The organism is Kribbella sp. NPDC005582 (assembly GCF_040605415.1).
In the GTDB taxonomy this organism is placed as follows: Bacteria; Actinomycetota; Actinomycetes; order Propionibacteriales; family Kribbellaceae; genus Kribbella.
In genome coordinates, this window is record NZ_JBEXCU010000001.1 from 1092978 (window position 1) to 1116526 (window position 23549).

The 23549-nt window shown below is 67.6% G+C and carries 24 protein-coding genes; 4 read left to right on the top strand and 20 right to left on the bottom strand.

The genetic code is table 11. From position 1 onward, the window contains the following. Window positions 1-24: 24 nt before the first annotated feature. The 16 genes from ABZS29_RS05430 to ABZS29_RS05505 form a co-directional block, all read right to left on the bottom strand. Window positions 25-1317, bottom strand: coding sequence for an MlaD family protein (locus tag ABZS29_RS05430; protein ID WP_355458802.1), 1293 nt, complete (start codon window positions 1315-1317; stop codon window positions 25-27). Further along, complete coding sequence (locus ABZS29_RS05435; protein ID WP_355458804.1) at window positions 1314-2531, bottom strand: MCE family protein; 1218 nt, start codon at window positions 2529-2531, stop codon at window positions 1314-1316. The genes ABZS29_RS05430 and ABZS29_RS05435 overlap by 4 nt, the downstream gene beginning before the upstream one ends. After that, window positions 2528-3727, bottom strand: a complete 1200-nt coding sequence (locus ABZS29_RS05440) for an MCE family protein (protein ID WP_355458805.1) — start codon at window positions 3725-3727, stop codon at window positions 2528-2530. The genes ABZS29_RS05435 and ABZS29_RS05440 overlap by 4 nt, the downstream gene beginning before the upstream one ends. Continuing rightward, window positions 3724-4734: an MCE family protein gene (locus ABZS29_RS05445; protein WP_355458807.1), complete on the bottom strand. Its 1011-nt coding sequence runs from the start codon at window positions 4732-4734 to the stop codon at window positions 3724-3726. Before ABZS29_RS05445 ends, ABZS29_RS05440 begins: the two co-directional genes overlap by 4 nt. Further along, window positions 4731-5768, bottom strand: a complete 1038-nt coding sequence (locus tag ABZS29_RS05450) for an MCE family protein (RefSeq protein WP_355458809.1) — start codon at window positions 5766-5768, stop codon at window positions 4731-4733. The genes ABZS29_RS05445 and ABZS29_RS05450 overlap by 4 nt, the downstream gene beginning before the upstream one ends. After that, the gene (locus ABZS29_RS05455) at window positions 5765-7093 is read right to left on the bottom strand and encodes an MCE family protein (RefSeq protein ID WP_355458811.1); all 1329 of its coding nucleotides are present in this window, start codon (window positions 7091-7093) and stop codon (window positions 5765-5767) included. Before ABZS29_RS05455 ends, ABZS29_RS05450 begins: the two co-directional genes overlap by 4 nt. Next, window positions 7090-7920: an ABC transporter permease gene (locus ABZS29_RS05460; protein WP_355458813.1), complete on the bottom strand. Its 831-nt coding sequence runs from the start codon at window positions 7918-7920 to the stop codon at window positions 7090-7092. Before ABZS29_RS05460 ends, ABZS29_RS05455 begins: the two co-directional genes overlap by 4 nt. A 1-nt stretch (window position 7921) precedes the next feature. After that, window positions 7922-8629, bottom strand: a complete 708-nt coding sequence (locus ABZS29_RS05465) for an ABC transporter permease (RefSeq protein ID WP_355460825.1) — start codon at window positions 8627-8629, stop codon at window positions 7922-7924. A gap of 62 nt (window positions 8630-8691) precedes the next feature. Continuing rightward, the gene (locus ABZS29_RS05470) at window positions 8692-9639 is read right to left on the bottom strand and encodes an ABC transporter ATP-binding protein (RefSeq protein WP_355458815.1); all 948 of its coding nucleotides are present in this window, start codon (window positions 9637-9639) and stop codon (window positions 8692-8694) included. Window positions 9640-9877: 238 nt separating this feature from the next. Next, entirely contained in the window at window positions 9878-10264 is a 387-nt protein-coding gene (gene rplL / locus ABZS29_RS05475; RefSeq protein WP_355458816.1) for a 50S ribosomal protein L7/L12, read from the bottom strand. Window positions 10265-10325: 61 nt separating this feature from the next. Then, a complete protein-coding gene (gene rplJ, locus ABZS29_RS05480; protein ID WP_355458818.1) occupies window positions 10326-10943 on the bottom strand; it encodes a 50S ribosomal protein L10 in 618 nt (205 codons plus the stop codon). A gap of 179 nt (window positions 10944-11122) precedes the next feature. Continuing rightward, entirely contained in the window at window positions 11123-12313 is a 1191-nt protein-coding gene (locus ABZS29_RS05485; protein ID WP_355458819.1) for an MFS transporter, read from the bottom strand. After that, on the bottom strand, window positions 12313-13128 hold the full coding sequence (locus ABZS29_RS05490) for an IclR family transcriptional regulator (protein WP_355458821.1): 816 nt from the start codon (window positions 13126-13128) through the stop codon (window positions 12313-12315). The genes ABZS29_RS05485 and ABZS29_RS05490 overlap by 1 nt, the downstream gene beginning before the upstream one ends. A 44-nt stretch (window positions 13129-13172) precedes the next feature. Beyond that, the gene (locus ABZS29_RS05495; protein ID WP_355458823.1) at window positions 13173-13589 is read right to left on the bottom strand and encodes a RidA family protein; all 417 of its coding nucleotides are present in this window, start codon (window positions 13587-13589) and stop codon (window positions 13173-13175) included. Window positions 13590-13592: 3 nt separating this feature from the next. Then, window positions 13593-14327 carry an IclR family transcriptional regulator gene (locus ABZS29_RS05500; RefSeq protein WP_355458825.1) on the bottom strand — a complete coding sequence of 245 codons (735 nt, stop codon included), beginning with the start codon at window positions 14325-14327 and terminating at the stop codon, window positions 13593-13595. Then, window positions 14324-15313: a sugar kinase gene (locus ABZS29_RS05505; RefSeq protein WP_355458827.1), complete on the bottom strand. Its 990-nt coding sequence runs from the start codon at window positions 15311-15313 to the stop codon at window positions 14324-14326. Before ABZS29_RS05505 ends, ABZS29_RS05500 begins: the two co-directional genes overlap by 4 nt. A 138-nt stretch (window positions 15314-15451) precedes the next feature. Here ABZS29_RS05505 and ABZS29_RS05510 point away from each other — a divergent pair, with 138 nt between their 5' ends. From ABZS29_RS05510 to ABZS29_RS05520, 3 genes are read left to right on the top strand one after another with little or no spacing between them, the layout of a single operon-like run. Then, window positions 15452-16747: an amino acid deaminase gene (locus ABZS29_RS05510; protein WP_355458829.1), complete on the top strand. Its 1296-nt coding sequence runs from the start codon at window positions 15452-15454 to the stop codon at window positions 16745-16747. A gap of 51 nt (window positions 16748-16798) precedes the next feature. Beyond that, a complete protein-coding gene (locus tag ABZS29_RS05515) occupies window positions 16799-18406 on the top strand; it encodes a D-aminoacylase (protein WP_355458830.1) in 1608 nt (535 codons plus the stop codon). Window positions 18407-18418: 12 nt separating this feature from the next. Further along, window positions 18419-19054 (top strand): bifunctional 4-hydroxy-2-oxoglutarate aldolase/2-dehydro-3-deoxy-phosphogluconate aldolase, encoded by a 636-nt coding sequence (locus ABZS29_RS05520; RefSeq protein WP_355458832.1) that lies wholly within the window; start codon window positions 18419-18421, stop codon window positions 19052-19054. On the opposite strand, the gene ABZS29_RS05525 is transcribed toward ABZS29_RS05520, so the two are convergent. From ABZS29_RS05525 to ABZS29_RS05535, 3 genes are read right to left on the bottom strand one after another with little or no spacing between them, the layout of a single operon-like run. Then, the gene (locus ABZS29_RS05525; protein WP_355458834.1) at window positions 19047-19745 is read right to left on the bottom strand and encodes a DUF4097 family beta strand repeat-containing protein; all 699 of its coding nucleotides are present in this window, start codon (window positions 19743-19745) and stop codon (window positions 19047-19049) included. The two genes, ABZS29_RS05520 and ABZS29_RS05525, sit on opposite strands and share 8 nt — an antisense overlap. Further along, window positions 19745-20389, bottom strand: a complete 645-nt coding sequence (locus ABZS29_RS05530) for a response regulator transcription factor (RefSeq protein WP_355460827.1) — start codon at window positions 20387-20389, stop codon at window positions 19745-19747. The genes ABZS29_RS05525 and ABZS29_RS05530 overlap by 1 nt, the downstream gene beginning before the upstream one ends. 5 nt (window positions 20390-20394) lie before the next feature. Further along, window positions 20395-21672: a sensor histidine kinase gene (locus ABZS29_RS05535; RefSeq protein ID WP_355458836.1), complete on the bottom strand. Its 1278-nt coding sequence runs from the start codon at window positions 21670-21672 to the stop codon at window positions 20395-20397. A gap of 180 nt (window positions 21673-21852) precedes the next feature. Between ABZS29_RS05535 and ABZS29_RS05540 the strand changes: the two genes are divergently transcribed. Then, window positions 21853-22374 carry a hypothetical protein gene (locus ABZS29_RS05540; protein WP_355458838.1) on the top strand — a complete coding sequence of 174 codons (522 nt, stop codon included), beginning with the start codon at window positions 21853-21855 and terminating at the stop codon, window positions 22372-22374. Here the strand turns inward: ABZS29_RS05540 and ABZS29_RS05545 are convergent. Then, window positions 22371-23498 carry a hypothetical protein gene (locus tag ABZS29_RS05545; protein WP_355458840.1) on the bottom strand — a complete coding sequence of 376 codons (1128 nt, stop codon included), beginning with the start codon at window positions 23496-23498 and terminating at the stop codon, window positions 22371-22373. The two genes, ABZS29_RS05540 and ABZS29_RS05545, sit on opposite strands and share 4 nt — an antisense overlap. Window positions 23499-23549 lie beyond the last annotated feature (51 nt).

Here is a 23549-nt window from a genome sequence, read left to right on the forward strand (position 1 = left end):
TGCCCCGCCGGGAGTTGCCCGAAGTCACTTGCCGGTCACCGGTCCGAGAATGAGAGCCTTCCAGGAGTCGCTGCCGAGCAGCTCCTGCTGTCCACCGGTCGAGCCGAGCACCATCTCCGGCATCCCGCCGGAGCCGCCCGCCTCGCCGGTCGCCGGGTCGTAGCCGATGCCGTACCCGACCCGGTTACGGTCCGGACGCGACGACGGGCTCGGCGCGTTCTGCGCACCCCGGACATTCGTGCCGGTCGCCGGCGACGCCGTACAGGCTGCCTGCTTGGCCTTGATGTCCGTGGTGTCCTGCGGCACCCGCCAGTTGTCCTTGGAGTAGCCGGCCCGGCAGGCCGGCGGCGTGAACCCGAGCACCAGCCCGAAGTGCGCGTCGTAGTGCCCGGTCCCGGGGTCCTTCGCGGGTACGACGTACCCGCCCATGGAGACCGCCGGGTACACCACGAGCAGCTGTTCGACGGCGTCGAGCCGGACCGCGGTCAACTGGTTCACCGTCAGCAGGTTACCCAGCAGCACCGCGATGTCGGCGCGGTTGTCCTGGATCAGGCCGGTGAGCTGGGTCGACGCGGCCGAGCCCTGGTCGATCACCTTGCGCAGGTTCGCGTCCGAGCCGACCAGGGCGTCGGACAGCAGCGCGAGGTTCTTCGCCCAGGTCTTGATCGCGTCGCCGCTGGCCACCTGGGTCGCCAGCACGGTGTCGCCGTCGTTGATCAGCTTGATCGTCTGCAGGATGTTCGCGTCGGCGTCGTCGATCAGCTTGCCGGAGCTGTCGATGATCCTCTGCAGGTCGGTCCCCCGGCCCTTCAGCGCGGCCCCGAGCTCCTTGACCGTCGTCCGCAGGCTGTCCTGGTTCACGGAGTTGACCAGCTGGTCGAGGTTCAGCAGCAGCTCGGTGGTGTCGATCGGGATCGCGGTGTTCTCCCGGTCGATCCGCGAGTGGTCCTTCAGGTACGGACCCTCGTCGCGGCGCGGCTGCAGATCGACGTACTGCTCGCCGATCGCGGACCGGTTCGCCACGACCGCGAGCAGGTCGTTCGGGATCTTGCTGGTCTTCTTGTCGATGTCCAGGTCGACCAGTACGCCGTCCGGCAGCAGCTCGAGCTTGCCGACCCGGCCGACCGGCTGGCCGCGGTACGTCACCTCGGCGCCTTCGAAGATGCCGCCGGACTCGGCGAAGCTGGCGCTGACCGTGTAGTCCTGGTCGAACAGCAGCTTGTCGATCTGCGCGTAGCGCGCGCCGACGAACGCGATCCCGACGACGGTGATCAGCAGGAACACCATCAGCTGGATCCGGACTCCCCTGGTGATCACTTCACCACCCCCGGCATCAGTGCACGGGCCAGGTCGGGATCGAACCCGGCCCGGTTGAGCTTCGGGCCGCAGACCGGCAGCAGGAGTACGGTCACACAGGTCGTGGCGATACCGGTCGGCTTCACCGTCGGCTTCGCACCCGGCTTGGTCGGCAGGTGCACCGGAAGGCTGATGTTGCCCGTCGGCAGCGCCGTCGGGCCGACCGTCGGCAGATCGAGGCCGATCAGGCCCTTGAGCAGCTTCTGGGTGTTGACGTCCAAGGTGATTCCGAGGTTCGTGTAGTCACCCTGCACACCTCGCGCCGCGGCGTCCGGGAACGGATAGGTGAAGAGCAGCTCGAGCGACTTCGGCAGGTTCTCCCCCGCCTCGGCCAGCTTGGTCAGGATCGGGTACAGCGACTGCAGGTTCGCGACCAGGTCCTTCTGCGCGGACGTGATCACCCGGGTCGCCGTGCTGCCCAGAGTCGACAGGGCCTGCAACGTCTTGACCAGTGCGGCCCGCTGCTTGTCCAGGGTCGCGATCGACTTCGGCAGCGAGTCGATCGCGGTCGCCAGCGTCTCCTTCTGGGCGTTCAGCTTCTTGGCCAGCGCGTCGACCGCGGTGATCGCGGTGACGATCTTCTGCTTGTTCTGGTCCAGGGTGCCGACGAACGTGTCGAGCTGGGTGAGCACGCTCCTGATGGCCGGCTCGTTGCCGGTCAGTGCCTTGTTCAGTTCCTGGGTGATGATCTGGAGCTGGGCAACACCGCCGCCGTTCAGCAGCAGCGAGAGTGCGGCCAGGACCTCTTCGACCTCGACGTTGCTGGTCGTCCGGGACAGCGGGATGACCTCGCCGTCGTCGAGCCGGCCGCGGGGCGCTTCCTGCCCGGTCGGCTGCGCCAGCGACACGAACTTCTCGCCGAGCAGGCTGGTCTGGCGGATCGTCGCCCGCTCGTTGTCGGGCAGCTCGAGACTCTTCGGCAGCCGGATCCGGACTTTGGCGACGTACCCCTCGAGCCAGACCTTGTCGACCGTACCGACCGTGACGTCGTCGACCTTGACCGTCGACTTCGGCACCAGGTCCAGGACGTCGGCGAACTCGACCGTGACCGTGTACGACGGCCCCTTGATCTTCGCGCCACCGGGCAACGGCAACGAGTACACGCTGAAGTCACACCCGGTCAGCGCCATCGCCATCGCGAGCGCTCCGGCCACAACCGCCGTACGGCGTCTCATCGGACCAGTCCTCCGAGCGTCGGGTCGACCGGGTCGGGGCTGGTCGGCTTGGGCTTCTCAGTACCGCCGGCCGCGGCCCACGGCGTACCGGCGGGCCCGCCACTCGCCGGAGCGCTACCGGTGAGCTGGCTGAGCAGCGGCAGCTTCGGCAGCGAGTCGAGCACCGGCTTGAGCAGTGAGCAGGTCGAGAGCGGCCGGTTCACCTGCAGCAGCAGCGAGCAGATGAACGACGACGGGTTGTCGAGCTGGGCCAGATTGATCCGCTGGTCCAGCGTGCCGAACTGCGGGTTGTAGACCCGGGCCAGGTTGCCCAGGCCGAGCGGAGCGGCGTCGAGGATCTCGGCCAGCGCGGCCTTCTCATTGACCAGGATCTGGGAGATCTCGGTGGCGCCGGAGACGGTGTTCTTCACCAGGGCCCGATTCTCCTTCACGAACGTCGCCACCTCGCCGAGCGCGGTCGCCAGCAGCGACAACGCGGACGTCAGGTCCTTGCGCTCGCCGGCCAGCGTGGTCGACGTCGCGGCGAAGTTGGTGTTGAACTGCTTCACCAAGGCGTCGTTGGCCGCGAGCGCGGAGACGAATGTCTGCAGCTGCCGAATCGTCGAGAACAGGCTCTGCGAGTTGCCCGCGAGCGTCCCGGTCAGCTTGGAGACGTCGGTGATGGTCTGGTTGAGCTTCGCGCCCTGACCGTTGAGGTTCTTCGCCGAGACGTCGAGCAGCCGCGACAGGGCACCCTGGTCGTTGGCGCCCTTCGGGCCGAGCGCGACGGACAGGTCGTTCAGGCTCTGGTAGATCTGGTCGAGCTCCAGCGGGACCGCAGTGCGCTCCAGCGGGATCTGCGCCCCGTCGGCCATCACGTCGCCCTTGGAGTACGCCGGGGTCAGCTGCAGGTAGCGGTCGGCGACGATCGACGGCGCCGCGATCACGGCCTTCGCCGTGGCCGGCACCTTGTGCTTGGCCTCCCACCAGAACTTCACCCGGACCGTCCGCCCGGCCGGCGTCACGCTCTCCACCTGGCCGACCTTGATGCCGAGGATCCGGACATCCGAGCCCGGATAGACCGAGACCGCCCGCGGGAAGTACGCCGTCGCCGACACCCGCTCGGGATTCGGCCACAGCGAGATCACGCTGACCGCGAGGATCACCACGACGACCCCGATCGCGATCAGCCGGGACAGCGAAGAGACCTTGGTCATCGTCCGCCTCCCAGGATCGGCGGGAGGCCGAGATCGACCTTCGGCAGCGGCACCTCAGGCACGGGCACCAGGTTCTGCAGGTAGACGTCGAACCACGGCCCGGTGCCGAGCGTGTTGGTGAAGACCCGGACGAACGGCGCGAGTCCCTTGATACTCGCGTCCAGATCCTTCTGGTTCTTCAGCAACACAGCCAGTACGGCGTTCACCTTCTGCAGCGTCGGGCCGAGATCCTTGCGGTTCTCCCGGACCAGCGCGGTGATCTGCGCGGAGAGCTTCTGCGTCGACACCAGCAGTTGGTGGATCAGCGCCCGCCGGGCCTGCACGGCCTGGAAGACGGTGTTGCCGTCCTTCATCAGTTTGATCAGCTGCTGGTTGCGGTCGGCAAGCACCTTGGTGACCGTGTTCGAGTGCTGCAGCAGGAGCTTCAGCTGCTCGTCGCGCTTGGCCACGTTCCGCGACAGCCGGGACAGGCCGGTCAGCGAGGCCTGCACCTCCTCCGGCGTGTTCTTGAACGTCGCCGAGAGCGTGTCCAGGGCCTTGGCCAGCTGCGCGGTGTCGATCCGCTCGGTCGTGTTCGCGAGATCCGAGAACGCGTCGACGACGTCGTACGCCGAAACCGTCCGGTCCAGCGGAATCTCGGAACCGGCCTTCAGCTCGCCGTTGCCGGACGGGTTCAGCTTCAGGTACTTCTGCCCGAGCAGCGTCTTGATCTTCATCTCGGCGCCGGTCTGGTCACCCAGCTTCACGCCCTTGTCGACGACGAAGTCGACCCGGACGTGGGTGCCCTCGAGCTCGACCTTGCGGACCTGCCCGACCCGGACCCCGGCGACCCGGATCTCGTCGTTCGGCTTCAGCCCGCCAGCCTCGGAGAACTGCGCCGAGTACTTCGTCCCGCCGCCGATCAGCGGCAGATCCTGCGCCTTGAACGCGGCCAGCATGATCAGCCCGATCACCGTCAGGCCGATGACGCCGATCGTCACCTGGTTCTGTTCGCGGAAGGGCTTCACGGCTTCTTGCACCTCGCCGAGTTGTTGTCGTACGACACCGGGATGCGGGTGCCCAGCGGCAGCGTGACGTTGCCGTCGAAGTTGCACAGGTAGAAGTTGAACCACGAGCCGTACGACGCGGTGCGGGTCATCGTGTTCAGCTTCTCCGGCATGTAGTTCAGCGTCTTCACCCAGATGCCCTGAGTGTCGTCGAGCGTGGTCGCGACCGTGCGCAGGCGGGCCAGGTCGGCCTTGATCGGCACCCGGGTCTGCTGCAGCAAGCCGGCCGTCTTGGTGTTCAGGGAGTTGATCGAGCCGAGCGAGTTCAGGATCGGGTTCACGTCCTGGCTCAGGCCGGTGATGAACTGCTGCAGGTTGACCAGCAGCTGGGAGAAGTTCTGCTGCCGCTGCGAGACGATCTGCAAGGTCGAGGTCAGGTTCGTGATCAGGCTGCCGATCACCTCGTCGGCGTCGGCCAGCGTCGTGGTCAGCGAGGCGGTCTTGGCCAGCAGTGACTCGATCGTGCCGCCCTCGCCCTGCAGCACCTTGATCACCTCGAACGCGAACTGGTTCACGTCCGCCGGCGTCAGCGCGGTGAACAGCGGCTTGAAGCCGTTGAACAGTACCGACAGGTCGAGCGCCGGCGCGGTCCGCTCCTTCGGGATCAGCCCGTTCGCCTTCAGCCGCTCGCCACCGCCGACGCCGTCGGTGAGAGCGACGTACCGGTTGCCGACGAGGTTGCGGTAGCGCAGCGTCGCCTTCGTGGAGGTGTCGACGACCTGGTCGGAGTCGACGCTGAACGTCACCATCGCCAAGGTGTTCTGGTAGAGCGCGATCTTGTCGACCTGCCCGACCTTCACCCCGGCGATCCGGATGTCGTCACCCTTGTTCAGCCCGACCGCGTCGGTGAAGACCGCCCGGTACTTCGTCGTCGCGTTGAAGGTGATGTTGCCGATCGTCACCGCCAGCAACGCGGTCGCGATCGTGGTCACCACGACGAAGATCGACAGCCGGACGATGTCCAGCGAGGTCTTCTTGTCCAAGAGCTTGGTCACTTGAGATTCACCTGCCCGCCACGCAGCAGTGGCCCCACGAGGAGCGTGGTCAGATCGGGTACGTCGCTCGCCGGGACGCCCATCGCCGGTGCGACGACCGCGTCGACGACCTTCTGCTCGGCCGGCGTACCGACGCCTTGGGTGTCCATCGCGAACCCGGGCATCGCGCGGTTCAGGGTCAGGTTCAGCGGGAACCTGGTCAGCTTGTTGTGATCGCCGATCACGCCGTCGTCACCGGTGATGTACGGCGCCGGGTTCTGCTGGTTGTACGGCCCCGGCTTCGCGCCCGGGTGGCTGTAGTTCTTACCCACACAGGTCGGACCCCGGTGGTCCTTGTACGCCGGCAGTTCGTTCGGCTCGTACGGCGTCGGCTGGTTGGTGATCAGCTCGAGGTTGATGTTCAGCCGCCCGTCGCGGAACGTGTCGTTCAGGATCGGGGTGGTGTCGGTCATCACCTTGAGGAAGCACGGGAACTCGGGCGAGTAGCGCTCCAGCAGGTCCAGCACCGGCCGGCTCACCTCGCCGAGGCGGATCACGCGGTCCTCGTTCTGCTTCAGGAACGTGTCCGTCGTCGAGGAGAGTGTCTGCACGTCGACGAAGAACTTCTGCAGCTGCTGTTCCTTCTCGACCACCGTGTTTCCGGTGATCGTCAGGTTGCGCAGCGCCCGGACGAGATCCGGCGTCGCGTCGCCGTAGATCTGCGAGACCTGGGTGAGCTTGGTCAGCGCCGCCATCAGCTTGGGGACGTTCGGGTTCAGCTTCTTCAGATAGGCGTCGAGCTGGGTCAGCGTCCCGGCGATCTCGGTACCGCGGCCCTCGAGCGCGGTGGCCAGCGTGTTCAGCGTCGCGTTCAGATCCGCGGGGTCGACCGCCTGCAGCAGCGGCAGGGCGTCGTTCAGCACCTTCTCGATCTCGATGCCGACCGCGGTCTTGTCGCGGGCGATCACGTCACCGGCCCGGATGTGCCGGCCCGCGGCACCACTCGGCGGCACCAGCGCGACGTACTTCTCGCCGAACAGGGTCTTGGGCAGGATCCGCGCGCTGACCGCGCTGGAGATCTCGTCCACCTGATCCGGCTTCAAGGCGAGTTTCACGGTCGCCTCGTCGCCGTCGGTCGACGTCCCGACCACCTCGCCGACGATGATGCCGCGCAGCTTCACATCGGCATGCTCGTTGAGCTGCAGACCGATGTGGCTGGTCTTCAGCTCCACGTCGACGGTGTCGGTGAACACCTTCGCGTAGAACGCGTACGTCAGCCACAGCAGGAAACACAGCACGCCGATGAAGACGACGCCGTACGCCTTGTGCGGAATCTTGTTGATCATCCGGCCAACCTCACCGTGGTCGTCGTACCCCAGATGGCCATCGAGAGCAGCAGGTCGACCACGTTGATGACGACGATCGACGTACGGACCGCGCGGCCCACCGCGACGCCTACACCCGCGGGACCGCCGCTCGCGTGGTAGCCGTGGTAGCAGTGCACCAGGATCACCAGCACCGAGAAGACGAGCACCTTGCCGAACGACCACAGCACGTCGCCCGGTGGTAAGAACAGATGGAAGTAATGGTCGTAGGTCCCGGTGCTCTGCCCGTAGAACGTGGTCACGGTCAGCCGAGTCGCGAAGTACGACGAGAGCAGACCGACGACGTACAGCGGGACGACCGCGATCAGGCCGGCGATGATCCGGGTGGTGACCAGGAACGGCAGCGACGGGATCGCCATCACCTCGAGGGCGTCGATCTCCTCGCTGATCCGCATCGCGCCGAGCTGCGCGGTGAAACCGCAGCCGACGGTCGCGGCCAGCGCGATCCCGGCGATCAGCGGGCCGATCTCGCGCGTGTTGATGTAGGCGCTGACGAAGCCGGCGAAGGCCGACGTACCGATCTGGTTCAGCGCCGAGTAGCCCTGCAGGCCGACCTCGGTCCCGGTGAAGAAGGCCAGGAACGTGATCACGCCGACGGTGCCGCCGATCACCGCGAGCGCGCCGGTGCCGAGCGTGACCTCGGCCAGCAACCGCAGGATCTCCTTGCGGTACCGGGTGATCGACTTGCCCGACCAGGCCAGTGCCTTGATGTAGAAGGCGAGCTGCTCACCGAGCCGGTCGAGCGAGTTCAGCGGCTTCTTCACCAGGACGTCCATCAGGGCCGACATGTCAGGCCCCCTTCGGCGGGACGAGCTGGAAGTAGATCGCGGTCATCGAGAAGTTCGCGACGAACAGCAGCATGAACGTGATCACGACCGACTGGTTCACGGCGTCGCCGACACCCTTCGGACCGCCGCCCGCGTTCACACCCTTGTACGACGCGACAACCGCCGCGATGAACCCGAAGACCAGCGCCTTCGCCTGGCCCTGCCACAGGTCGGGCAGGTGGGCGAGCGCGGTGAAGCTTGCAATATAGGAGCCTGGAGTCCCGTCCTGCAGGACGACGTTGAAGACATAGCCGCCCATCACGCCGACCACACTGACGAAACCGTTCAGGAAGAATGCGACCAGCATCGTCGCCAGCACCCGCGGCACCACCAGACGCTGGATCGGGTCGATCCCGAGCACCATCATCGCGTCGAGCTCTTCGCGGATCTTCCGCGCACCCAGGTCCGCGCAGATCGCCGAGCCACCGGCGCCCGCGATCAGCAGCGCGGTCGCGATCGGCGACGCCTCCCGCACCACAGCCAGTACGGCGGCCGACCCGGTGAAGGCTTGCGCGCCGAACTGCTTGATCAGACCGCCGACCTGCAACGCGATCACGGCCCCGAACGGGATCGCCACCAGCGCGGTCGGGATGATCGTCACGCTCGCCACGAACCAGGCCTGCTGCAGGAACTCCTTCAGCTGGAACGGACGACGTACCGACGCCCGCATCGTGTCGAGGGCGAACGAGAACAGCGAGCCGGCGTGCTTCAGCGGGGCGGTGGCGCTCAGGGTCACGGAACCCCCACCACAGAAGTGGCGAAGGAACCGGGCGGCGGGGTGACGCCGTTCTCGCGGCACCAATCGCCCGGCGGGCGCTGGGTCGGACGCAGCAGGCCGCTGCTCGGCAGCTGCTGGATCGGGATCGGCGGCAGCGGCGGCAGCTCCTGGTCGGCCTCGCGGGCGAGCTCGTCGGCGTCCTTCTCCTCGGACATGCCGATCGGGCCGACGCGCTGCGCGTTCAGGAACTGCCGGACAACCGGCTCCTCGCTGGACAGCAGCATCTCCCGCTGCCCGAACATCGCCAGGTGCCGGTGGTACAGCAGCCCGATGTTGTCCGGAACGGTGCGCGCGGTGTTGATGTCATGGGTGACGATCAGGCAGGTGGCCTGGGTCATCTCGTTCAGGTCGATGATCAGCTGGTTCAGGAACGCCGTCCGGACCGGGTCCAGACCGGAGTCCGGCTCGTCGAACAGCAGGATCTCCGGCTCCAGCACCAGCGCGCGGGCCAGTCCGGCGCGCTTGCGCATACCGCCCGAGATCTCGCCGGGAAGCTTGCGCTCGGCACCGACCAGGCCGACCATCTCCATCTTCTCCATCACGATGGAGCGGACCTCGGACTCGGACTTCTTGGTGTGCTCACGCAGCGGGAAGGCGACGTTGTCGTACAGGTTCATCGAGCCGAACATCGCGCCGTCCTGGAACAGCACGCCGAACAGCTTGCGGATCTCGTAGAGCTCCCGCTCGCTGCAGGTGGCGATGTCGGTGCCCTCGATGAAGACGTGCCCGCGGTCCGGCTTGAGCAGACCGATCAGGGTCTTCAGGAAAACGGACTTCCCCGTTCCGGACGGGCCCAGCATCACGCAGATCTCACCGGCCGGCAGCGTCAGGGACACATCGCCCCAGATGAGCTGGCTGCCGAAGGACTTGGTGAGACCTTCGACGCGGACTTCTACGCCCACCTGGCCCTCCTATCGGCTCTGCCTCACGGGAATGATTCTGCTGGCCCCGAACCGACGAGTACTGAGGTTCAAACGAGGGGGCAGTGGCCTAGGTTACGCACGAGTACGGTTTTGCGTAACCCCTAGCTGTCAAGCGATTGCGATCCTAGCCAGACCGAAATGCGAGAAGGGCGGCCTCCCTGGGGAGACCGCCCTTCTCTACGCATTCGTTACGTTCACTAGCGGAACGTAACTGAGGTCACTTGAGCGTGACGGTGGCCCCGGCGCCCTCGAGGGCCTCCTTGGCCTTCTCCGCGGCAGCCTTGTCGACCTTCTCCAGGATGGCCTTGGGGGCCGACTCGACCAGGTCCTTGGCCTCCTTCAGACCAAGGCTGGTGAGACCGCGCACCTCCTTGATGACCTGGATCTTCTTGTCGCCGGCGCTCTCGAGAACGACGTCGAACTCGTCCTGCTCCGCGGCCTCTTCGGCCGGGGCGCCCGGGGCGCCCGGAGCGGCGGCAACGGCAACCGGGGCGGCGGCGGTGACGCCGAACTCCTCCTCGAAAGCCTTAACGAACTCCGACAGCTCCAGCAGGGTCAGTTCCTTGAACTGGCCGAGGAGCTCTTCGGTGCTGAGCTTCGCCATGGTGGCGGTCCTTCCTTAGTAACTGTCGATCACTGAATGGGGTGGTGCAGTGAGATACGCCTCAGCTGTCAGCTGCGGCGGTCTCCTCGGTGCTCGCCTCGGCAGGTGCGTCGACCGTGTCCTGCACGGTCTCCTCGGCCGCGGCCTCGGGAGCCGAAGCCCCGTCCGCCGGCAGCGTGTCCTGCAGCGCCGCGAACAGGCGCGCGGCCTGCGACAGCGGAGCAGCGAACAGCGACACCGCTTGCTGCGGAGCCGCCTTCATCGCACCTGCGAGCTTCGCGAGGAGAACCTCACGCGACTCCAGGTCAGCGAGCTTGCTGATCTCGTCAGAGCTGAGTGGCTTGCCGTCGAGCACTCCACCCTTGATGACGAGAAGGGGATTCGCCTTGGCGAAGTCACGCAGCCCCTTGGCCGCAACCACCGCATCGCCCTTGATGAAGGCGATGGCCGACGGACCCTCGAGCAACGAGTCGAACGACTCGACACCCGCGTCCTTGGCCGCGATCTTGGTCAGCGTGTTCTTCACCACGGCGTAGTTCACGTCGTCACCGAGCGCACTGCGCAGATTCCGCAGCTGCGCCACAGTGAGTCCGCGGTACTCGGTCAGCACGGCGCCGTTCGAGCTACGGAACTCGTCCGTCAGCTCTGCGACAGCGGCTGCCTTGTCCGGCCTCGCCATGGGGTCTCCTTCGTTTGGCTTTCTCGCCGAAGACCCCAAGAAAAGAAGAACGCCCCTGCGCAGGCGCAAGGGCGTGAACATACGAACTACACTCACACTTCTCGTCACCTACGCGGGCCGCCCACCTGAGTGGGACCTTCAGTCGCTCGAAAGCGACAACCAGCGGTCTTCGGCAAGGTTCATTGTGCCTGACCGTTGCGCTGTGTCCAAATCGGCGGTATCCAGCGGTGCATCGCGGCCGCCGCGGCCAGCCCGGTGCCGGCCATCACCATGACCGCCGGCCCCAGCCCCAGTACGGCGGTTGCGCCGGCGAGCAGTAGTGGGCCGGAGCCGTTGCCGGTGTCGGCGAACAGTCGGAACGCCCCCAGGAACTGGGCTCGGCCGACTGCTGGTGACGCGTCTGCGCCGAGCGTCATGATCACGCCGGCGCCGAGGCCGTTGCCGACGCCCATGAGCAGCGCGACCGCTGTCAGGGTTGCAGCGGTGTGAGTGAGCGGGAGAAGAAGGTGCGCTAGTCCCAGGACGAGCATGGACGGGACTGCTACCCACTTGCGGCCCATGCGGTCCATGACCGAGCCGGCGGGATAGAAGAGCAGCATGTCCACCGCACCGGAGAGTCCGAAGATGATGCTGGTGGTTTGGGCGTCCAGGCCGATGTGCAGGGCCCAGAGCGGTATGACGACCTGACGCGACGCCCGTACGGCGCCTACCAGGAGTGCACCGGTGCCGAGAGTTCGCAGTACCGGCAGGTGCTCGCGAATGACGGTGATGGTGGACTGCGCGGCGACCGGCCGGCGACCGCGGACGTGCTCGATGTCCGGCAAGCTCACCAGCACCACACACGCCAGGGCGGCGCCTGCCAGGTGGACCCAGTACGCACCGTCCGTGCCCAGGAAGCGCATGACCAGTGCGCCAAGGAACGGGCCGATGAACGAACCGATGCGTTGCACACCACCCAGCGTGGAAAGCGCCCTGGCACGCAGCTCGATCGGTACCGCTTCGCTGAGGTAGGCCTGCCGAGCCAGCCCCCAGACCGATCCGGCCAGCCCGGTCATGCCGATCGCGATGGCCAGGCCCCAGACGGTCGGAGCAAGTAGACAGGCCACCAGTGCAAACGAAACCAGGACTGTCGCGCCGAGCATCGCGCGCCGCTCACCAATTCTGTTGGTGAGCGCTCCGGCCGGGATGTCGCCGATGACCTGCCCCAGCCCGGCCGCGGCCACCACGACTCCGGCAACCGCCGGGGTGGCGCCCAGGTGCGTCGCCGAGACCGCGATCACCGGGGCGATCGCACCCTGGCCAATGCCGTAGAGCAGAGCAGGTACGTAGACCGAGGGCGCGATCTTCAGCAGTGCGGCGGGACCAGCCATCAGCGTGCACTCGCTTGTTCTCTGGCCCGCTCTCGTCCCGCTGTGGTTGCCCCGAGCAACTCCGACACCTTCCAAGCAGCCGGGACCAGAAGGGCCCCGCACTCGAGGAGGACCTCTGCGGGCATCCGCAGCTCTGGGCCTGAGATGGACAGACATCCGACGACCTGGCCGGAGTAATCGAAGACGGGAGCAGCGACTGAGCAGATGCCCGGCGTCCGCTCGGTCATGGAGGTGGCGAACCCGCGCTCACGGATCTCCGCGAGCTGTGCGGCCAGCATCTCCGGATCGGTGATGGTGTCCGGTAGTACCTGCTCGAGAGGCTCGGAGAGGACCTCCACCTGGCGCTGCCACGGCGAGAACGCGAGCAGGACCTTGCCCGGGGCGCCCTGCGGCAGCTTCAGCGGTACGCCGAATTCCGTGTACGTGCGGCGCAGTTGGTGCCGGCTCTCCACCTGGTCGAGCACCATCCGGTGACCGCTCGGCAGGAGCTCGTGCACCGCCGCGGTCTCTCCGGTGCTGTCGCGGAGCTCCCGCAGTACGGGCTGGGCGGCATCGCGCAGAGTCGCGGGGATCCCACTGGTGTGGGCGAGCTGTACGACCAGCGGACCGATCGCGTAGCGCCGCTGAGCGGTCTGGCGAATCAGACCATTCTCCAGCATCGCCAGGAGCAGCCGATGCACTGTGCTGGTCGACAGCCCGGTCGCACGGGAGAGGTCGCTGATTCCGAGATCGGGCGTCCGGCCGTCGAAGCAGCGCAGGATCGCGACCGCGCGATCGATCGACTGCACCGAACCTCGGAGCTGCGTTTCCTGCATTGCAGGATCATATCCCGCATTGCGGGATATGATCCTGCGGGGATTCAGCTCAGGACGGCCAGCGCGTCGATCTCGACGAGCATGTCCGGCAGCGGCAGGCCGGTGAAGACGGTGGTGCGCGACGGCAGGACCCCGCTCGGTGTCCGCGCGGAGACGAACTCGGCGTACGCCTCGTTCATGGCGCCGAAGTCGTCGCGGGTGGTCAGGTAGACGCGCAGCATCACGACGTCGTCCAGGCTGCCGCCGCCGGCCTTGAGGATCGCCTCGATGTTCTGCAGGACCCGAGTGGTCTGGGCCTTCACATCGCCGACGAACACGAACTCGCCGGTCGCCGGATCGACCGAGCCCTGCCCGGAGACCTGCAGGATGTTGCCCTTGCGGACGCCCTGCGAGAACACCGGCATCGGTGCGGGTGCGTCAGTGGTGGAGACGGCGGTCTTGTCGGACATCAGGTCGGACACCTCTCAGTTGTAGTCGGCGCTGATCGCCTGGGTAGTGGCGAGCAGCTCGGGCAGGAGCTCGAGCACCTGCTCGTAGTTCAGCAGCACATCCGGCACGGAGACCGACACGGCGCCGATGATGCGGCCCGCCTGGTCCTTGACCGGCGCACCGATGCAGTTGATGAAGGACTCGTGTTCGGCCTTGTCCTGCGCCCAGCCGCGGGTCCGGACGAGTTCCAGCTCGTCTCTCAAGGAATCCGGCTCGGTGATCGTCTGCGGCGTGAACACGTGGTAGTCCAGCGACGCCAGCACCGCCTCCCGCTGCCGCTTCGGCTGCGCCGCCAGCAGGACCTTGCCGACCGCTGTGCAGTGCAGCGCAGCCGGTACGCCGACCTGCGAGTACATGCGGACAGTGCGCACACTGTCGAGCTTGTCGATGTAGATGACCTCGCCGTTTTCCCATGCCGCGAGATGCACGGTCTGGCCGGTCTTCTGGTTCAGCTGTCGCAGATGCGGCGCTGCCACTTCCCGTACGACGTGTTGCTCGCGAGCCGCATCCGCCAGCGCGAACAGGCGGGATCCCAACCGATAGCGGTGCGCCTCATCCCGCCGTACGAAGCGGTCCGCCTCCATGGTTCGCAGCAGCCGAAGCACCGTGGTCTTGTGAACGCCCAGCTCAGCAGCGAGCTGATCCAGCGACCGCTCCCCCTCGCCCAGGCTGGCAAGGATCTGCAGCGCTCTTGCGAGGCTCTGGCTCATAGCTTCGCCGCCGCCCACTCGTCGTCGGCAACCTCGAGCAATTCCTTGAGTGCACTGTCCAACGGCGCCGCGTGATCCTCCGGTACGGCGAGCACGGCTGCGGCATTCAGATGACCGAGTCGCAGTCGCTGCTTCATCGGCAGCTCCTGCAGCGTCCCAGCCAGGAAGCCGGCCGCGAACGCGTCGCCTGCCCCCACCGGCTCGACCACCTGGACAGTCAGCGCCGGAACCTCGGTACGGCGACCGTCCGGCTCCAGCGCCACCGCGGTGTGCGCATCGTTCTTCACGACCAGCGTGCAGTCGCCGCCGAGCAGTTTGTGCAGCTCAGCGGGGTCATTGGCGCCCGCAAACACCAGCGCCTCGTCAGCGCCGATCAGCACGATGTCGGCTGCCCGCAGCAACCGCCAGAGTGGCTCCGGATCCTTGTCGCGCCACAACACCGGCCGCCAGTTCAGGTCGACGCTGAGAACGAAGTCTCCGCGGAGTTCGTCGAGCATCCGCGCGGTGTCATCGGACAGCGCCGCCGTGATGCCGGTCGTGTGCACGATCCGGGCATTGGCGAGCCTGTCGGACACCTCCCGCCGCTGCAGGAAGGCTGGGCTCATCGCCGAAGCTGCCGAACCGGTGCGGTAGTAGTGCATGCGTGAGCGACCGTCGATCGACTCTTTGACGTAGAGCGCAGTCGGCCGCGTCGGGTCGATCTCCACGCCGCCGACCTCGACTCCACGCCCGCGCAGGTCGCGCAGCACCTGCCGACCGAAGCCGTCGTCCCCCAGTCGCGACATCCAACTGGTCGGCACGCCCAGACCAGCCAGACCGCCCGCCACATTGCACTCCGCGCCACCCACCGACCGGCGAAACGTCTCGACATCCTCAAGCGGTCCGGCGGCGCCCGCGAGCATGATCATCGCCTCGCCGAGGCATACGACCGCGCTGGGCGGGACTTGGTCGCCGGCCGGCTCCGTCTCGGTGCGCGAGTCGGGCATCTGCGCTCCTGGGTCCGGGGTGATGGGATGGGTGTGAAACAGCGGTCGTTGACGCAACTTCGAGCGCGATGCTACAACCGTCAGGTCAGAATGTGCAATGAACGTTGCGTATTCTGCAACTAGACCCAGAGGACCTCGATGCCTGCTTACGATGCTGCCGCCATCGCCGCGCTCGCCGACGAGCGAGTGAGCCGCCGCGACCGCGTGCTGCCGCCTGCCTTCTGGGGCCGAACCATCGCCGAGGTCGTCGCCGAGCGCCCGCGCCTGTCTCAGCTGCCGACGCCGTTGATGACGCTGTCCGCGCCGGGAGTGCGGCACAACATCGACACGCTCGCCCGCTGGTGTGCGCACCACGGAGTCGAGCTCGCGCCGCACGGCAAGACCACGATGGCCCCCACGCTGTGGGCCCAGCAGCTGGACGCGGGTGCCTGGGCGATCACGCTCGCGAACGTCTTCCACCTCGCCATCGCCCGCCAGTTCGGGATCCGCCGGGTGCTGATCGCGAACTCGGTCGTCTCTCCGCTGCAGCTGCGCTGGGTCGCGGACGAACTGGCACGCGACCCGGAGTTCGAGGTGATGGTGTGGGCCGATTCCGTCCGCACGGTCGAGATCATGGAGGCCGCGCGGTCCGCGCACGTCGGTCCGGATGCGCGACCGCTCGACGTACTGGTTGAGCTCGGTGCTCCCGGCGGTCGGACCGGCGCCCGGGACCTGGAGACCGCCGAGGCTGTCGCCTCTGCCGTGACCGAAGCGTCGACGTTGCGGCTGGTCGGAGTGGCGGGCTACGAAGGTGCCGTCGGCAGTGGCGTCGAGGAGGCCGGACTGAGCGCCGTACGAGCGTTCTTGCGGGACATGGCCGAGCTGCACGCGCGACTGGGCAAGCTGTACGACGAGGATGTCACGCCGATCGTCACCGCCGGTGGCAGTGAGTACTTCGAGCTGGTGGCCGAGGTACTGGGACCGCTCGACGACGCACGGGTCGTCCTGCGCTCCGGCGCCTATGTGTCGCACGACGACGGTTTGTACCGGCGGGTGTCCCCGCTGGGCCAGTCGCCGCGCACCGACGGCGAGCAGCTGGTCGCGGCGATGCACGGATGGATGCGGATCACCTCGCAACCCGAGCCCGGGCTGGCGATCTTCGACGCCGGCCGACGGGACTTCCCGGTGGACCAGGACATGCCGGAGCCACAGCTGATCCGGCCGCGCTCGGACGGCGAACCGGTGCTTCCGGCGACCGGGATGACGGTGACCAAGCTGAACGACCAGCACGGCTACCTGCGCTTCGGCGAGGAACCGGTGGTGATCGGCGACGAACTGCGGGTCGGCCTCTCGCACCCGTGCACGGCCTTCGACAAGTGGGGGCTGATTCCGGTCATCGATGACCCGAATGCCGCCGACCCCGTTGTCGTCGACCTGATCCGGACCTATTTCTGATGGCTGCCCTCCCCAACATCCCGGGTTGTTCGACCGAGAGCGGACGGAACCGTGGCTGAGCTGCTGATCACCGGGGCGACTGTCCTGGACGGCACCGGCGCCCCGGGATTCGCTGCCGACGTCGCCGTCGAGGGCGGCCGGATCGTGGCTGTTAGCAACGATCTGCCGGCCGCCCGGCGGACGATCGACGCCACCGGACTGGTGCTCTCGCCCGGCTTCATCGACATGCACGCGCACTCCGATCTGCAGATCCTGGCGACGCCGGACCACACCGCGAAGGTCAGTCAGGGCGTCACGCTGGAGGTCCTCGGTCAGGACGGTCTGTCGTTCGCGCCGATCGACGACCCGACCAGGGCCGCGATCCGTCGCCAGATCGCCGGCTGGAACGGTGAACCCGACGACTTCGACTTCTCCTGGTCCACGGTTGCCGGCTATCTCGACCGGCTCGACCAGGGGATCGCCTGCAACGCGGCCTACCTGGTCCCACAAGGCACGCTGCGGATGATGGTGGTCGGCACCGAGAACCGCCCGGCCACCCCGGCCGAACTGGCCCGGATGATCGAGTTGCTCACCCACGCACTGCGCGACGGCGCGGTCGGGATGAGCAGCGGCCTCACCTACACCCCAGGCATGTTCGCGACGACTGACGAACTCGTCGAGCTGTGCCGCGTCGTCGCCCAGTACGGCGGCTACTACTCGCCACACCAACGCTCCTACGGACGGGGCGCCCTCGACGCCTACGGCGAGATGGTGGAGGTCGCCCACCGCTCGGGCTGCGCACTGCACCTGACGCACGCGGTGATGAACTTCGGCCCGAACCAGGGCCGTGGCGCCGATCTGGTCGCCATGATCGACAAGGCACTCGGCGACGGTCTCGACGTCACCACCGACACCTATCCCTACTTGCCGGGGGCAACAACTCTGGCGGCGATCCTGCCGAGCTGGACAGCGGAGGGCGGCGCGGATGCCCAGCTGGACCGGCTGCGCGACCCGACCACGCGATCCCGCATCGCGCACGAGATGGAGCAGGTCGGCTCCGATGGGTGCCATGGGTGCGTGATCGAGTGGAACACCATCGAGATCGGCGGCGTCCGGAACCCCGCCCTCGCTGACGCCGTCGGCCGGACGGTCGCCGAACTGGCCGCCACCCGCGGCACGCCTGCCGCCGATGTCTTCTTCGACCTGCTGCTCGCGGACGACCTCGGCACCTCGATCTTGCAGCACGTCGGTCACGAGGAGAACGTGCGCACGATCATGCAGCACTCCAGCCACACCGGCGGCTCCGACGCGATCTTGGTCGGTGGCAAACCGCACCCGCGCTCGTGGGGCACCTTCCCCCGCTACCTGGGCCGCTACGTCCGGGAGCTCGGGGTCCTCGAGCTGGCCGACTGCGTCCATCACCTCACCGGCCGACCGGCCCGCCGTCTGCGTCTCACCGACCGCGGACTGGTCCGCGAGGGCTACCACGCCGACCTGGTGCTTTTCGATCCCGAGGCCGTCCGGGACACCGCCACCTTCGACAACCCCCGTCAGCAGGCCGAGGGCATCCCGTATGTCTTCGTCAACGGTGTTCCCGTCATCGACGACGGCCACCGAACCGATGCGCTGCCCGGCCGGGCCATCCGCCGTACTGACTCTGGATCGGCTACTGATGTCTGAGAGGACCTCGCTATGACCACCCTGGATCTGCTGCGCGCCGACCGCGTGCTCACTGTCGTGAGAGCACCGGAGATCGCCGATGCCCGGGATCTCTGCGCTGCCTTGGTGTCCGGCGGCATCCATGTCGTGGAGCTGACCTACACGACGCCGGACCTGCCCCGGCACCTGGAGCGGGCAGCCTCGACAGCCGGTGAGACCGGCGCGGTGGTCGGTGCCGGAACTGTGCAAACCGGCGCACAGGCGCAGCAGGCGATCGATGCGGGCGCACAGTTCTTGGTGACGCCGGGCCAGGGTCCGGAGGCCGCGGCGATCGCGGAGGCGGCGCGGGCGGCCGGCGTACCGGTGGTGCTCGGCGCCTTCACACCGTCCGAGGTGATGACTGCGCTCGCGCTGGGCTCGGCTGCGGTCAAGATCTTCCCCGCGCACCAACTCGGGCCGAAGTACTTCAAGGATCTCAACGGCCCGTTCCCCGGCGTTGCACTGATCCCGTCGGGCGGCATCAACGCGGGCAACGCCCGGGACTACCTGGACGCCGGAGCGCTGGCCGTCAGCGCGGGCACCGACGTGGTCTCCCCCGCCGACGTAGCGGCGGCCGATTGGCAGGCGATCACGGCGAAGGCCAAGACCTTCGTGGCCGCGATCAGCTGACGTCGATGCTGCCATAGCTGGTCCGCAAGAAGAGGCGATGGGTCGAGTCCGGGTCGTTGATCGGACGGATCTCCGTGGAGCCTCGCGCCGCGACCGCGTCAATGCTGTACGTCGTCGTCCCCGGCACCCGCACCGAGATCGAACCATCGCTGGCGGTGGCTGTCACCTGCGCCGGCGGATCTTCGAACTGCATCGACAGCGAGCCCGAGCGGGCATCGACCGACACCTGCTGACTGCGCATCCGGTTCATCGACACCGACCCCTGGCTCGCGTCGACCTGAACGTTCGCCGCGAGTCCCGAGAGACTGAGCGAGGTTCCCTCGGCCTTGGCCTGCACGACGGCGTTGGCTGGGACCTCGACGGTGAGGTCGACCGCGCACCGGGCTTCCGGGCAGGTCGTCCTGACATCCAGCACGCCATCGACGGTCTGGACCTCGACCTTCGGTTGCTGCGCCGCATACGTGCCGTCGACCATGACGCGCACTCGATCGCCGGACCCACCGATCACACTGGTCGGAAGGTCCGAGAAGATCCGAACCCCCTGCGGCCCGGCCGCGAACGTGGACGAGTAGTTGAAGGGCAACTTGCCACGGATCGTCGCCACCGTGACCGCCGCACCAGCGACCACCAGCAGCACCAATGGCACGACGCCGATCAGCAGCATCCGCCGCTGCGCTCCAGTGAGGGCCATCAGCTGTCCAGAAACCGCAGCACGGCCAGCACCCGCCGGTGCTCCCCGTCGGTCGACGACAGCCGCAGCTTCTGGAAGATGCTGCTGATGTGCTTCTCGACGGCGCCTTCGCCGACCACGAGGGCCTGCGCGATGCCGCCGTTCGACTTGCCTTCTGCCATCGCCCGCAGGACCTCCTGCTCACGTGGGCTCAGCGCGGCGAGTGGATCGGCTTTGCCGGACCGCACCAGCAACTGCGAGATCACCTCCGGGTCCAGCGCCGCACCGCCGTCGGCCACGCGACGCAGTCCGTCGAGGAACTGGTCCACGTCGGCCACTCGATCCTTCAGCAGGTACCCGACCCCGCCCGGGTTGCTGCCGATCAGCTCGCTCGCATACCGCTCCTCGACGTACTGCGAGAGGACGAGGACGCCGGTCTCCGGATACTGCTCGCGGAGCACGAGCGCGGCTCGCAGTCCCTCGTCGGTGAAGGTCGGCGGCATCCGCACATCCACCACGCAGACATCCGGCCGGTGCTCAGCTACTGCTTTGAGCAGCTCGTCACCGTCGCCGACCGCCGCGACGACCGTGCAGTCCTGCTCTTCCAGCAGCCGCACGATGCCCTCGCGGAGCAGCACGGAATCCTCCGCGATCACGACTCGCAGGCTGGTCATTCGCACGGCACCTCCGCGACGAGGACGGTCGGACCGCCCGGTGGACTGCTGAGACTGAGCCGGCCGTCGACCCCGGCCACCCGGTCGGACAACCCCTGCAAACCGGTGCCGCCGTCGGGATGCGCGCCACCCCGGCCGTCGTCGGTCACCTCGACCCGCAGCAGGTTGCCGGTCCTGGTGATCCGGACCTCGGCCTGAGCCGCATCGGCGTGTTTGGCGATGTTGGTCAGGGCCTCGGTGACGACGAAGTAGGCGATGGACTCGATGGTCAGCGACGGCCGCGGGTCCACGTCGACACTCACGCGGACCGGAACTGGAGACCGCGCGGCGACCGCGGAGATCGCGGCGTCGAGCCCGCGGTCGGTCAGCACCGGTGGATGCAGGCCGCGAGTGAGATCCCGGATCTCCGCGATCGCCTGCAGGGCCTCGGAGTGCGCCTCCTCGATCAGCGAACGCACGGCCGGATCCCGGTCGCCCAACCGGTTCTTCGCGCGGCCCAGTGTCATCGCCAGCGAGACCAGTCGCTGCTGCGCACCGTCGTGCAGATCGCGCTCCATCCGCCGCCGCTCGGCCTCAGCCGAGTCGACCACCTGCTGCCGGCTGGTGACCAGCCGACTGACCCGCTCGGTCAGCGCCCCGGTCTCGTCTCCACCGAGATAGATCCGGGCGAGATGCCCGTCCAGCGCGGACGCGGTCCGCATCAGCACCGGCGAGAGGAAGACCAGGAAGACCGCGCCGAGGACCGCTGCCACCATGGCCTTGTTACCGGTGTCGATCACGAACGGTCCCAGCTGGGCGCGTCCCGCGGCGAAGTCCGCGAAGTAGAACGGCAGGCCGATCAGCACCGGCGGGATCGACCAGGCGATCACGATCAGCAGCAGCCAGGTGGTTGCTGCCGGCAACAACAAGACGTAGTAGAGAAACTGTCGCCACAAGTTCGGATCGGTGATCGCCCGCCGGGCGTCGACGCTCCGGCTGCCGGAGGGCTCCGGCGGATGGAGTGGCAGCACCTCCTGACCCCGGGTGAGCCGTGCCCGGGCCCGCTCCCATGCTGCCAACGCGTAGACCGCCCGGGTCGCGGCGGTGGTCAACGGCACCCCGACGAAGGCCAGCGGCCAGGCGAGCACCGCCACACAGATCGATGCCAGGGCCAGCAGCCCGGAGGTCAGCACGACCACTGAATCACCGAGCAGATGAATCGTTGCCAGCCACAAGTACGCGGAGCGCCACAGCTGCCACGGGCGCCGGGGAACCGGACTCGCGATCGTCGTCACCCGAACCACCTCCCGTGTCTGTGCTGCTGTGCTGGTTCGTTCGGTCGGGCTCAAACCTACGTGGCTGCCGAGGGCACCGATATGAGGACATCCCCCGAACCGAGTTCGGGTTAACCCCACCTCCGGTTCGTGGGTTTGCCTCAATGTGCGGGAGGGGCCCGCGACGGAATGCTCGAAGCCATGACGACGACATTCCCGCAGCCTCCGCTCTCCCCGCCTGTCGGCCGGCCGCTGACCGTGCAACTCGGCGACGCGATCGACGACCGGGTCGCCGAGGCGCTCGACGACTACATCGCCGAAGGCCGCCTGGACGGCCGGATCCGCCCGCGCCGCTCCCCCGGTGGTCTGGCCGCCCTGGTCGCCGCGGGCGTCGCTGCCGTGTTGTTGCCGTGGTGCCTGATCCTCGCGGCAACGCTGCCGAGCACCTATCAGGCCAACCACTGGAAGCTCACCTGGATCGGCCTCGACGTGCTGACCGCGATCGCCGCCGGCCTGACGGCGTACCTGCTGCACACGCGCAACAAGTCCGCCGTCCTGACCGCGATGGCCGCCGGCACCCTCCTGCTGACCGACGCCTGGTTCGACGTCAGCACAGCAGGAGCCGGCTTCGATCTCACCCTCGCCCTGGCCGAGGCTCTCCTCCTGGAGATTCCGTTGGCCGTGTGCGCCTGGGTGGTCGCTGCTCGCGAGCTGCGGCGTTAGACGCCCTGGCCGATCAACTCGAGGACGGGGCCTTCATGGAGAGCTCGGTAGACCTGGTCGCGCAGGGCGTTGGCTTCGGCGTCAGTGAGGGTGCGGTCGACTGGTCGAAGGACCAGCCTGACCAGGAGGTTGCGTTGTCCGGGAGTGAGCTGCAACCGCGCGCGAGCCGCCGGTGGCAGGTCGTCATAAGTCGTCTCTCCGAGGACATCGAGCGACTCCGCAGCATCCGCGTTCGGGCCGAGCGCATCGCGCACCTTGTCGCCGAGAACCTCCGGCGACACGTCCGCCTCCGCACTCACCACGACCGACAGGTCCCGGCGGACCGGAGGCATCGTCGAGACCGGCCGGTAGGGCAACAGGTCGAGCATTTGACCGGCGACCCGCGGATCCGCGGATCTGAGCAGCCGGATGTCCTGGATGCCCTTGCGCAGCATCAGGAGCCGGTCCAGCCCGGGGCCCATCGCCAGACCGGTCCAGCTGCCGTCCAGACCGGCCTTGCGCAGGACGTCCGGCGCGGCCACCCCGCACTCACCGATCTCGATCCACTGGTCGCCCAGCAGGACGTCGATCTGCCGTCCATGGATCGTGTAGGGATGCACGGCGGGCACGGTTCGATAGGTCTGCCCCGGCAGCACAGTCTCAACCAGCTTGGCGATCATGGCTTCCAACTCGGGCTCGCCGAGTGTGACGGTGCGACTGATCCGCCACAGGTCGAGCTGATGTGGTGTTCCGGTGTGCTGCCAGTCGACAGAGTCCCGGCGGTAGCAGATGCCCGCACAGATCATCAGGACGTCGGACGCATCGGAGCCGGCCAGTTCACGCAGCGCGGGCGGGATCATCGCCGAGGTGTGACTGCGCAGGACCTCGGTCTCCGAGGCATAGCGGGTGTAGCGGGCCTCGCGGGTCACCGCGCCGGCGGCGTACCCGAGGTTGTCATAGTTGTCGGCCAGGCTGACCACGGGATGGTCGCGCCGGGTCCAGATCTCCGTATAGGGCCACGCGTCGGCCAGTGCGGTCCGGATCGAATCGACGATCAGCTGGACAGCATGTGGGCCCTGAGCCGGATCAGTGAGATCGCGCAGGGACAGGGCAGAGTGCAGTTCCTCGCGAGTGAGGACGGACATAAGTATCTCCAGGAGGTGACGGTTCGACGGGGGTCTTCACACCCCGGTCGG